Here is an 11,579-nt window from a genome sequence, read left to right as displayed (position 1 = left end):
GTGGCGTACAGTTGCTGGTTGGCACGCGGACTATATCAAAGCCGAAGAAGACATTCATGCTTTGATCCCAAAGCATCATCGCAAGGGCAACCGCCAAGCTCGCACCGAGACAGATAAACTCTTCGAACTTGCCCTCATGCGTTATTTAATAAGAGAAATACCGTCTGTTGCGTCAGCATATTCCGAATTATTTAATTCAAGTTTTAGAAAGTTATCAATATGTATAATTTATTTATATGAATAGGTATTGGTTCAGTAGATAGCGTTACAATAGGGTGCTTATTGCCTTTGCTATTCCATACTTGAATGCACTTATAATCGAAGTCAATATCTTTCACTCTTAATTGTACCGCTTCCATTACTCTTAAACCACCTCCGTACATCAGGTCTGCAATGAGGTAAAAATGCTTGTTTAAATGAGTCATAATCAGCTTTACTCATTCTGGTGTCATAACGACAGATAGTTTTTCTTGTTTTTTACTGTGGGCGGAATTTAAGTTCAACGACAGTTCTTGTTTATTATGTGTTTTTATAAAAATAATAATGAAATGAGTGCCGTGGCTTGTGTTCATGGTGCAACTCTTGTTAAATGCTCTAGGTAGTACTCGACCTCGTTGTCCCCCATTGAAGCGGGGTGACGCTTGTTATGAAAATGGATATAAGATGTAATCCATTTTAGGTACGTTTCTACGGCGCGTAATGAATGCTGACGTACCAACATATTATCAGCGATATAATTTAAAAGTGGGGAGCGTGTTTTCATGTCATCATCAATAAGGGTGACTATGTAAATATACAGTTCTGACTATTCTGCTCCCGTATTCAAGAAAATGAGCACCGAGCGCATTTTCTTTTTTCTGAATATCTTTATCACCAGTAAAATATTTATAGTTGGTAATGCATTACGTTATTTTAAAAAGTAGATTTATTAAATATATGAGCGTGACATCGGCAGAAAGATGCGCGACGCGTGAACTATAAAATTGTTATGCACTAAGAGATTATGGAATACAAAGAGGTTAAGGAAATTATTCAATATCATGCTCTCGAGGGGGTTGGTTACACTTCGAGATTTGGTAAATATCCAAATTAATTTCAGCGTTAGAGGCTGTATCAGCACATTTATCAGGATCAGATATCATTGAAAAAGAGCTTGCAGGGTGGATTTTTGCAACATCTGATCAAGCCTAGGGCAACTACAATGGCGCTGCTATCAAGAGAATTGAGCTGAAGACAGGTTTCACCGAGTCAGATCTGTTTCAAATTAACGAGTTGGTATATGCAATACTTGAGCAATAACAGCATAACAAGGCGCAGCAACGGACTGTCAAACCTGTCATTTTTTGTGCAGCTACGTAGCACAAAAACCGCCAGATTTTCCAGCCGCTGTGCGTGGCGTTAAACATCACGGCGCGTAATTCCTAGCCTTGGTATAAAAATAATTACAAAAAAATTGTGTTTACATGATCATGGAGTTTTAGACATGTTTTTACCCATTAACCTAAAGTATTTAACGATTATACTTTTTTCAGTATTGTTGTTTGGCTGCTCATTAGGCCAGATTGAAACCAACCAAAATGTTTATTCTGTACAAGATACCGCTTATGTAAATGGACACTTTTTTGATCCAAAGAATGGTTTTGAAAACAAGGTTATTGTTGTTAGAGATGGGACTGTTTTCACCAAAACAGAGACTTTACCTGACGACTTTCCAGGGGAAAAAATCGATCTGCAGGGAAAATGGGGGATCCCGGGCCTTATTGACATGCACACCCATTCGTTTGGAAACTTTATACCTTATTCTAAGAACGATGCACCGGGCACACAGGCTGTTTCAGAAAGAGTATTGAAAGCAGGAGTCACTGGCTTTGTTGACTTATTCGGTGATGAACAAAGTCTTATTAATGTTAGAACTAAGCAACGAAATGGAGAATTTCTGGGGGCAGATATATATGCTAGCCTGACTTGTTTTACAGCACCTAAAGGCCATTGTTCCGAATATGGTATTGCTACAAGAACGGTGACATCTGTTGCGGATGCAGTAAGAGAGATGACCGAGTTAGCGACCCAGGACCCTGATGTGATAAAAATTGTTTATCAACCTTCTGACGATCAACCTTCGATTTCAAAAGAAGTATTTGCGCAATTAGTTAAAACATCTAAGCAGTTTGGTATCAAATCTATTGTTCACATTAAAACCTGGCAAGATATTAGAGATGCGATAGAAGTTGGTGCTTCAGCTGTCACCCATGTACCACGCGGTGAAATTCCAAAGGACATACCAGCCCTTATGGCGAAAGCCGGAATTGTGATGATACCCACATTAACCATTCATACAGATTTCGTTAATTATTTATTTGACCCAACGGTGTTAGATGCCCCTTTAATCAAGGAACTTGTTCCAGATGCTTTAATATCAGCCTATCGCCACGCAGATCTAATTGCTAAATATAAGAGTAAGCAGGCTAAATTTAGAGAGCGAAATTCTGTCACTTTTTCTTCAGTCAACGCAATGATTAATGCTGGTGTTAGGGTTCTTGTAGGCACGGACTCGGGGAATTGGAACACTATTCAAGGTTATTCTGTTCATAGAGAGATGAAACTTCTAGTTGATGCGGGTATGACATCTCACCAAGCGATTGCTTCAGCAACATCTTACTCTGCCAACTTTATGGGTATTAAAAGTGGTATCAATGAAGGCGATAAGGCCAATTTTGTTATCTTAAATGCCTCACCGAGCGAGGATATTATGAATACACAGAGTATTTCTCTTGTGGTCAAAAATGGAAACATCGTGGTACAAAATAGTTTTAACGATGACAAGTCGTAGTTTTTGCAGAGACCACTGGTAAGTTAATATTCTCGTGTGCATAGAAATGTGCCGTTTAACAAAGTAATTAAGCCGGATTCGTAACAATTGGCTCGGTTCCGCTTCGTTCCACATTTAGCCAACTGTTACTCACCGCTTATTGCAGCTACATGGACTCCCCCGTTTGTCAACGAATTCATCTTTGATAAATTAGATATGAGACTGCACCTCTACATTCGGCCTATTGATTGAGTGTTAAACTCGGACCTAGATGAGTATTCGCTAGGAAGTGTGCCTTATTCGTTAGACGAGCTTTTTAAGCTCACCCGCAATAACCAGGCTATGGCTTCCTCGGTCTGACCTAATTGTCATCGACGCCTTCGCAGGACTCGGGTAAAACAGATAAATCTTTCACACTAAATAAATGTGTTATTTCATAATGGTTGCTTAGTAAAATGGCGTATAGTCATTTAACTAAGCAATGACCTTGTAATCTTCTTGTTTAACCATCAGCGTCCAAATAAGTCTGGCGTTTCGCGCTGCTAACGCGACAGCGGCTTTTAGATATCCACGGCGAGCGATGAGCTCACGTATCCAACAACTGACTTTGTCTTCTTTTTCTCTTAAGTTTGCCATAACAGCTCTTGCCCCATGAACGAGACACATTCGAAGGTATTTATCACCACGCTTAGTAATTCTCCCGAGTCGAATTTTACCACCTGTGGTGAATTGGCGAGGTACCAGCCCTAACCACGCGCAGAACTGGCGGCTATTTCTGAACAATCGAGGGTCAGGCACATTGGCTGTAACAGCAGTCGCAACTTGCTCACCAACACCAGGAATGGTCATTAAGCGCTTGGCGACAGAATCTTCTCTGACTTGTTTTGATAAAGCTCGGTCATAACCGAGTATTTGTTCATTTGCTTGTTTAATACGCTGCCATAGATTACTCGTCATTTCTCGAGCAAGGTGGGGTAGTTTATTATTAGCGTCTTCTAAAATATCACCAATGACGTCATGTAAACTGTAGCGACCTTTGGGGATGATGATACCAAACTCGCTCAGCAAGCCTCGAAGTTGATTTATCATCGAGGTTCGTTCTTTAACTAAGCCCTGTCGAACTCTATGGAGCGTCATAACAGCTTGTTGTTCTGCGGTTTTTACAGGAACATGCCAGATATTAGATCGCATAGCGGCTTCACAAATGGCTTCGGCATCGTTATTATCATTTTTGCCGCCAGTACGAAATGGTTCAATAAACTTAGCGGCGATGATTGCCACTTGGTGACCGAGGGATTTAAACTCCCGTGCCCAGAAATGTGCACCGGAGCAAGCTTCCATAGCAATTAGGCAGGGATTGATTTGTGCCACACAGTTCATAAGTTTTTTACGTGACAGTGTCTTTCTGAAAACAACCTTCCCATGATCATTCATTCCAACAAGAGAGAATGAATTTTTTGCTAAATCGATACCAAGTGTTTTAATGTTATTCATGATGGACTGCTCCTGATTTTAGTTTCGCACCTTAAATCTGGCACATTTGCCAATAAAGGGGGAGTCCATCTCATTCGTTAAGTTTCTCAGGAGATAAACCATGGAGTATATTTTATTTATTCATAATAACGCGGATACTCCCACAGTCCCGAGCAATGGGAGTATTTCATTACTATCGCACCCAAAGTGGTATGTTCAATGGTGGAAGCGAAATTAGCACTAGACTCCAAATTGGAAGTAAGGATGTCATTGATACTACCTCATCTGTAGGTGGCTACATGAAATTTGAATCAGATGACATTAATAAGGTTTATAAATTATTAGAGCTGCATCATAAGCAAATGCCGCGCTTACTTCAAACCGTGCTCGTAAGTGCTCGACCCAAGCTCTGCGTCTAATTGTTTTTACGCCTTTTTTGAGGTGGTTTCCTCAAGCATCGAGTGTTTTAAACGGAGGGTCGCAAACATATCTTTTAGCTTGCGGTTTTCAAATTCAAGCTCTTTTAAATCTTTACATCAGAGGACCATATTTAGAACGCCACTTATAAAATGTACTTTGACCACCCCATGTTTACGACATATTTCCAGTACATGCACTTTGATTGCATTAACATCAATTTCCAACTTTCACCAAGTCTTAAACTAATAAATCAGAGTTAATGCTAGCATTAGCTTATAAACAACACGGCCCCCAGATGCGTTTATGCTTCAAGTCTATAAACGCAATATTGGTTAGCTAAAATATGCGAGCTATTTTAGCAGAGAATTAATGTAACCTAATTTGGTTGCTGAGAATAGTTTTAATAAAACAACAATAAGTGTATACTTCCATTGTTTTTTATTTTTTGAATTAAGTTCCTTTTAATGGTTATGTGTAGTTTGAAATTACAACTCTGCTTAAAGGACTGGTTTTAGCTGATTTTAAATACTTAAAACAGCCTTAAATTTTATTTTAATCTGGATTTCAAAAGCCTTTATCGGTAATTGTTAGCATGAATATAAGAATTTTATTAATTTTATCTACCGTAATTTTCGTAATTACAGGTTGTTCTAGCTCAAGAGCTACAGCACCCCTTAGCCCGGAAATTCCTGAGGCGTCATATACAGGAAAGGGAACAAATGCCGGGCCTATGTTGGTTGGCTCTCTTGGTGCTATGGGAATTGGTGTAGGTATAGCAATAGATATAGGTATAGCTAAAGACTTTCATCAACAAATTGAAATACATAAAGCCAAATATATTAAAAATATTTCTTTTCTACTAAACGGATATTTTCCAAACGCTGAAAGTTTTAGCTTGTCACAGCTTGATTTCACGGCTGCACAAAGAGATGAAAATTTGGTAAACACAAGCTTGGTTATTAAAGTGGAAGATAATAGTGACATTGACTTTGTTTCTATTGAACTAGAAACAATCAAGTTCGATGATTTAAAAACGTCAGATGCTTTCTGGCAAAGCCTCGAAAAAAAACTTAAAACAGGACTGTAATATGAAAACAATTCTCTTTATTGGGTTACTCATTGGAGCTATTTCTTTTGGTACTAAAGCGAGTACATGGGCCAATGCATCTGGAAAAATCAGTAATATTCAAGTATGGCCAATGGCAGTGACCCGTATGGAGTCTGGGTTACTTTAGGGAGTGGCTCCGCAACGCCAAGCGGTTGTGGTCTGACTTATTATTTACAACATAACGCTTCAAACAAAGATATCGTTTATAGCGGCTTACTTACATCAAAGGTGTCTGGCGGTACAGTTACTATACAAACAGATAAAAGTAAGAATGCTACGGGTTTGTGTCGAATTCATAAAGTTCTTTTTTAGAGTAATATATAGGTGGATACGATATAGAAAGTAATTTGTCACTATTTAGGACTGGCACAAACTTATTGCTTAAATCGTGCTATTTTACTTCTGTTTAAATATCCAGCTTGAGATTGAGTTGAATAGAAATGATAAAAGCACGGTGTGTACGCCGTGCTTTTTTATATGGAGAGGATAAGTACACAGGTAAAAACTTTGACCACAGACGGACATGGCTAGTAGAGCGAATGAAGCTGTTAAGCGGTGTATTTGCGATTGAAATAGCCGCATATGCCATTATGAGTAACCGCTATAACTTGGTTGTTAAAGTGAATAGGTTGAAAGCACTGGATTGGCGAGATAACGAGGTGATACAAGGGTAGGTCAATCATTGATAGACACCTAAACGGTGATGCTCTTAGTAAAAAGAAAAGTGCCTGTCCTATTTGTTATCTTGTGGTGTAGATAATGAAAAGCTTTCTTCTGAGCGTAAAGCCGCAGGTGTATTGAATATGATGGGAAGTAAAAGTAAGTTTGAGTGTGTTAAGTGCCAATATACGGAATTTGAGGTGGGTGAGTTTCGAGGTAAAAGAGGGTTGTTTTCTTCAATTTTCCAATTCAATAATAAACGCTTTTATCATATTAGTTGCAGGTCTTGTGGCTACAGCGAGTTCTACAAACGTGACTTAAGCAGCAGAGAAAAGGCCATAGACCTATTCACAGGATATCACGCCAAAACTAAGCAAATTAAAAAGTGCGGACAAAAATCAGTTGGCTTTGTTCGCTCCTCACTAGTTTAGTCAACTAATTTTAGCCGTTTATTTGCGGCGTTGGGATTTCAGGAAAAATGGCTAAATCCATAAAATTTTTCACAAAAAACGACAAGTATTATCAGCTCTCAAATTTTGCAGGATTCGGTTTTGATCTAGACGGTCATTACTGGAAAACGATGGAGCATTACTTTCAAGCAATGAAGTTTGTCGGCACTGAGCAGTTTAACAAAATACGAGATTGCGGTTCACCTAAACAAGCAAAAGATTTAGGGCAAACGAGAGCGATACCAATTCGCTCGGACTGGGACACAGTTAAAGAAGAAGTTATGCTGGTAGGCTTACGAAAAAAGTTTCAGAATAAAGAGTTAAGAGATTTATTAATTGGCACTGGAAAGAAAGAGCTAATAGAAGATTCGCCTTATGATAAATACTGGGGCATTGGTGGTAATGGTAAAGGAAAAAATAGGTTAGGGTTTCTCTTGATGAAACTTAGGGATGAATTGAACACCTAACAAATGGCCTGGATGCAAAACGTATGGCTTGCGCTGCTTCGTCGCTAATTTTAGCATGCTATATTGCGCCAATTAAGTGAAGCGATATGCTTTAAGATGAATAGAGTAATCAAGACTGTTACACCTCTGCCTTTTATCGGCTTTGTTATTGATTTTCTAATAGGTGAAGGGCGAAGTGACTTACAATATCCATGTTTAATGTAGGGTTTATAATCGCATATATTTATATGGGGTGTTACATAGTTCGCAGGTCATTGCCGATAAATTATGACTTACCAAAGAAGCAAGTTAAAACTGCGCTAGCTGGAGTAATAGTTTGTCTATCATTAGGTCCAATATCTTACTTTTTCTACCTGAAAGAACCATTTGAAATAGTGGATACTGGTAGGTACGTATATCACGCATGGACTTTCGGGCTGTTTTTATTACTTCATGCAATATTTATGAGCTTTTTAGTTTTGTATGTGGTGTACAAGACAGTAGTTAGAAAATGAAAGACAAATACCTAAAAATGAAACGCTAGAATCATAAATATCTTGGTTTAGGGTTTTCTTCGGGAGTGTATCTGGTGAATTTACCTTAGGAGCTTTAAAAGAAAACGAGGTTTGGGAAAAAGGTACTTCAATGTTAAGCGCATAACTTTGGGAAAAATCAGAGGGCTATTATAGTGTTCGTAACTTTATTATACTGCGCAAAGCATAACAAAAAGCTGTGCGCTTACACATATTGATACGCTTGTTTTTGTGTATGTCGCTGCGCTCCAACTATATACAAAAATGCTCTCCGCAGTATCAATAGGTGAGCTAGGTGTTTAATGTAGGTGCTATGAATACGATAATTCAACATATTGAAACATATTGGACAAAAAAATCCCGTGGACACCCTAGAGCAACGCTAAGAAACGCAGTGCCAGAAGTCTTTCCAATAGAAAATGTACCAGAAACTCAAGGTGTATTATTAATCAAGGTTAAGCACTCTGAATATAGTAACTTTAATAACCCCTCTGTCTCAGGTTTTCGAACCATAAATGAAAATCAGCAACGACAATTGGGATTTGAGTTTGAAGAGTTAGGTGGTGAATTGTTAGTGTCAATGTGGAGTCGTAGTGGACATTTGAAAAGAGTTGGTATCTTAAAGGCAAATTCATGGCTTAAGATAATTGCAAATGAACGGACTCCAATAGAATATACGTGGGCTTACTATAAGCATGTGTATAACATTTATTTTGGTAATGCATGCAATATCGGTAATGTACTTACCTCTCAGCAACCGATTACAGTATTAAACTTGGAAAATAACCTATGGTAGTCAGGTTCACATTCAACAAGCAAAATCACTTGGAGCAATCTTCCGTTGCTTAGCAACTTCAAATCGCTCGCGGCTTAGAGCGTTAGCTGTATTTGTCAGGACGATTTATGACATTTAATAATTCAGGATTTTGGGATGGGTTTTTAAGGTCGACCCTATATTTTTCGCTCATTTTTCTATCTCAATATTTGTTCACTATCGGTGATCAGGCAATGGACGGATGTGGTTATATGGGCTTCCCTAGGACATTTTTTTGGAACTGTTATTGGAGTGGTAGCTCTTTAAGCTATGGTAGTTTAATTTTCGATATTATTGTGTGGCTAGTAGTATCTTGTTTCGTTGGCATAATGTGGAAGAGACAACGAAAAAAGGTAAGTAAGAATAACAGCTAACACAGATGAACCGTCTCTCGTCAAGAACATCTATGGGGTCGCGTCTTGCAATGTGTATAATGTGAGTTTAAGTAGGTGGAGTATGGCAATGTGCAGGCTTTGCACAATTCAAAGCATGCCCCCACGAATTTAAAAGGACAAAAAACAGTAGGCTTTTGCTCCTTCGTCGCTAGTTTTAGCCAACTATATTATTGCCTCTTAACGAGGCGTTACAAGGAGAAAGCTTGCGCACATTCTATATCGCATTAATGTTTTTTAGTTATTTCAGTGAGGCGCAAGAACCAGCTCCACTTGCTTCATGCCTGTCTTATGAAGTAAGTAGAATTGATAAAGACATGGGTAAGTTCATATTACAGAACGTGTTTGCTCCGCAACTATTTGAGAACTTGGATAAGCGTTTTCCTGATCAAGATATTGATTGGTCCGCTTGGACTTTGAGTGTAGACGAATATAAAAGTGAAGATGACAAAGAAAAAACGAAACTTAAAGGTTGCTTTGATATCACCAAAATTCAAGATAACAACGAGTTGATTTCTTCAATCATGAGAGTTTCCATGACTCGATTTCAAGCAGCTATGAAGTTTTATTCAAAGCCAAGCGCTGAGCGAATTCCGAAAAATAAAATAGAATCAATGCTTGATGGTTATGAAGACTTGCTTAAGAACCCAAAAGTTAAACAAGCAATGAAAGGCGCGTTGGAACATAACAATCAAGTTCAAGCGACGCCAAGCAAAGGCCCGGCTGGTTAGGGGGCTCTGTGCTATCGAGATTATTGTTGAATCAGCTTATTAAGATAACCGTGGCTATCCCTTTTATTGTTATTGCTTTTTATCATCTGTATTTCTTTATTAAACCAAGTGTTACTGTCATAAATGAATCAGAGAACGTTATAACAGAGGCCATTGTTCGTTTGCCTGAGAGTCGTTTGAATTTTGGCTCTATTGGACACAAACAAGAAAACACCATTTACCATTCACTCTCTCAAAATGATGGTAGTTATAATTATTCATTTAAAATTGACGGTAATACAATAACTGGAACTTGTGGTTATTTAACAAACAGTGAATTCAATAAACGGTTTGTGATCATCGTTAGTAAAAGCAATTTGGTAGGCTGTAGCCAATAAATACATCACAAATTAATTAAAAAATGGACGTAAAACTGCAGGCTTGCGCTTATTCTAGCCGACTATGTTTTAGCCGTTTATTTTCAGCATTAATCAGATAATTTGACTCAGCCTTTAAACCTTTTAGCCAATTTTTTCGTCTAAAGAATGATTTTAGTGATTTTAGTGATTTTAGTGATTTTAGTGATTTTAGTGATTTTAAAAGGAAAGTAATGAGCCGATTAATAACTCAAACTATATCATCGTTATTGGCTATTTCATTAATGACAGTTTTGACCTCATGCAAAAGTCATGATGCAATTGATTTTGAATCCAATACGAAAGATGAAATCATTGAATTTATTGATGGAAATGCTGGGCAGGTTGTTTCAATTTCGGTTGTAGACTCAGAAAATACTTATCAATATCATGTTGGGACGTTAAGCAATGGAGACACGCCTAACAACCAAACAATATATGAAATTGGCTCGTTAACCAAAACTTATACAGGTTTAGCTGTTGCTAAGGCTATTCACGACGGGAAAGTTGAGCTTGATAAAGATATCCGCCATTACCTTAAAAATAACGAATATAAAAACTTAGAACTGTCCAACCAGTATATAACTTTACGACACCTTTTGACGCATACCAGTGGGCTGCCTAGCAATTTTGCTGCCAGTCGCGAAGATATTGAGCAAGGCAGATATTTTGAAAAAATATCAAAATATTCTAGAGGTGACTACTTTGATGACCTTAAAAAAGTAAAACTGAACTCTACACCAGGCGAGGACTATCTATATTCAAGCGTCGGTACTAATTTAGCTGGATATATTCTGGAATCTGTTTACCAAAAGCCTTTTGAATTACTGGTTTCTGAAATAATCACGAGTAAGTCTGGAGAGCGAGGCACAAAATTCAGACGCACAGACTCCGAGGTAAGCGAAGTTACAGTCGGATCAGATGGAAATGGCAATCAAATGCCCTTGGCTAGTCCATATTGGCTTGCTGGTGGGGGATTAACTTCAAACCTTGAGTCTGTCACGCGGTATATGCAACATCAATTTTCTTCAGAGCCTGAGGTGGCAATTTCTCATCAACTATTAGATGAGAGCTGGACGGGTCATGGCAAGGCATTTTATTGGTATACAGCTAAAGATGATTCAAATGAACTAATGCTCTATCAAAGTGGCGGCTCAATGGGCACATCTAGTTGGCTAGCCATTTACCCAAAGAAAAAAATTGGTATTTTCGTTGTGACAAATGTGGCAGGGAAAAATACTCAACCAAAGTTAGAATCGATTTCAAATAAGGTTTTTGATTATTTAATTGAATATAAAAAAGCTTTAAAGTCGGATCCGTAACGGTTGGCTCGATCCTGCTCTACTACG

The 11,579-nt window shown here is 38.2% G+C and carries 12 protein-coding genes and 1 pseudogene; 10 read left to right on the top strand and 3 right to left on the bottom strand.

Annotation, left to right across the window (positions count from 1 at the left end; genetic code table 11):
* Nucleotides 1-244, top strand: a 244-nt coding sequence (locus MHN81_RS21230) for a hypothetical protein (protein ID WP_239426650.1), incomplete at its 5' end; no start/stop codon positions are given.
* On the opposite strand, the gene MHN81_RS21225 is transcribed toward MHN81_RS21230, so the two are convergent.
* Complete coding sequence (locus tag MHN81_RS21225; protein WP_239426649.1) at nt 204-383, bottom strand: tyrosine-type recombinase/integrase; 180 nt, start codon at nt 381-383, stop codon at nt 204-206. The two genes, MHN81_RS21230 and MHN81_RS21225, sit on opposite strands and share 41 nt — an antisense overlap.
* A 185-nt stretch (nt 384-568) precedes the next feature.
* Nucleotides 569-721 (bottom strand): phage integrase N-terminal SAM-like domain-containing protein, encoded by a 153-nt coding sequence (locus MHN81_RS21220; protein ID WP_239426648.1) that lies wholly within the window; start codon nt 719-721, stop codon nt 569-571.
* A 762-nt stretch (nt 722-1,483) separates the two neighbouring features.
* Between MHN81_RS21220 and MHN81_RS21215 the strand changes: the two genes are divergently transcribed.
* Nucleotides 1,484-2,830, top strand: a complete 1,347-nt coding sequence (locus tag MHN81_RS21215) for an amidohydrolase family protein (protein WP_239426647.1) — start codon at nt 1,484-1,486, stop codon at nt 2,828-2,830.
* A gap of 453 nt (nt 2,831-3,283) precedes the next feature.
* Here the strand turns inward: MHN81_RS21215 and MHN81_RS21210 are convergent, their stop codons facing one another.
* Nucleotides 3,284-4,303: an IS110 family transposase gene (locus MHN81_RS21210; RefSeq protein ID WP_239426646.1), complete on the bottom strand. Its 1,020-nt coding sequence runs from the start codon at nt 4,301-4,303 to the stop codon at nt 3,284-3,286.
* A 991-nt stretch (nt 4,304-5,294) separates the two neighbouring features.
* On the opposite strand from MHN81_RS21210, the gene MHN81_RS21205 reads away from it, so the two are divergent.
* From MHN81_RS21205 to MHN81_RS21170, 8 genes and pseudogenes are all read left to right on the top strand, one after another.
* Complete coding sequence (locus MHN81_RS21205; protein ID WP_239426645.1) at nt 5,295-5,789, top strand: hypothetical protein; 495 nt, start codon at nt 5,295-5,297, stop codon at nt 5,787-5,789.
* Nucleotide 5,790: 1 nt separating this feature from the next.
* On the top strand, nt 5,791-5,937 hold the full coding sequence (locus tag MHN81_RS21200) for a hypothetical protein (RefSeq protein ID WP_239426644.1): 147 nt from the start codon (nt 5,791-5,793) through the stop codon (nt 5,935-5,937).
* Between the two features lie 313 nt (nt 5,938-6,250).
* Nucleotides 6,251-6,527: pseudogene (locus MHN81_RS21195) on the top strand (hypothetical protein); the annotation flags it as partial.
* Between the two features lie 421 nt (nt 6,528-6,948).
* On the top strand, nt 6,949-7,386 hold the full coding sequence (locus tag MHN81_RS21190) for an NADAR family protein (protein WP_239426643.1): 438 nt from the start codon (nt 6,949-6,951) through the stop codon (nt 7,384-7,386).
* Between the two features lie 807 nt (nt 7,387-8,193).
* Complete coding sequence (locus tag MHN81_RS21185; protein ID WP_239426642.1) at nt 8,194-8,694, top strand: hypothetical protein; 501 nt, start codon at nt 8,194-8,196, stop codon at nt 8,692-8,694.
* 616 nt (nt 8,695-9,310) lie between these two features.
* Entirely contained in the window at nt 9,311-9,835 is a 525-nt protein-coding gene (locus MHN81_RS21180; RefSeq protein ID WP_239426641.1) for a hypothetical protein, read from the top strand.
* A 50-nt stretch (nt 9,836-9,885) separates the two neighbouring features.
* Complete coding sequence (locus tag MHN81_RS21175) at nt 9,886-10,212, top strand: hypothetical protein (protein WP_239426640.1); 327 nt, start codon at nt 9,886-9,888, stop codon at nt 10,210-10,212.
* A gap of 212 nt (nt 10,213-10,424) precedes the next feature.
* A complete protein-coding gene (locus tag MHN81_RS21170) occupies nt 10,425-11,552 on the top strand; it encodes a serine hydrolase domain-containing protein (protein ID WP_239426639.1) in 1,128 nt (375 codons plus the stop codon).
* Nucleotides 11,553-11,579 lie beyond the last annotated feature (27 nt).

Origin of the sequence: Pseudoalteromonas sp. Of7M-16 (assembly GCF_022347805.1) — a bacterium.
Taxonomy (GTDB): Bacteria; Pseudomonadota; Gammaproteobacteria; order Enterobacterales; family Alteromonadaceae; genus Pseudoalteromonas; species Pseudoalteromonas luteoviolacea_F.
Note: the sequence above shows the minus strand (reverse complement) of the source record. Positions and strands in the feature narration are given on the sequence as shown.

Coding starts and splice junctions, on each gene's coding strand:
- MHN81_RS21170 (WP_239426639.1), top strand. CDS start 10,425: ATGAGCCGATTAATAACTCAAACTATATCATCGTTATTGGCTATTTCA.
- MHN81_RS21200 (WP_239426644.1), top strand. CDS start 5,791: ATGAAAACAATTCTCTTTATTGGGTTACTCATTGGAGCTATTTCTTTT.
- MHN81_RS21215 (WP_239426647.1), top strand. CDS start 1,484: ATGTTTTTACCCATTAACCTAAAGTATTTAACGATTATACTTTTTTCA.
- MHN81_RS21220 (WP_239426648.1), bottom strand. CDS start 721: ATGTTGGTACGTCAGCATTCATTACGCGCCGTAGAAACGTACCTAAAA.
- MHN81_RS21190 (WP_239426643.1), top strand. CDS start 6,949: ATGGCTAAATCCATAAAATTTTTCACAAAAAACGACAAGTATTATCAG.
- MHN81_RS21225 (WP_239426649.1), bottom strand. CDS start 383: ATGTACGGAGGTGGTTTAAGAGTAATGGAAGCGGTACAATTAAGAGTG.
- MHN81_RS21205 (WP_239426645.1), top strand. CDS start 5,295: ATGAATATAAGAATTTTATTAATTTTATCTACCGTAATTTTCGTAATT.
- MHN81_RS21210 (WP_239426646.1), bottom strand. CDS start 4,303: ATGAATAACATTAAAACACTTGGTATCGATTTAGCAAAAAATTCATTC.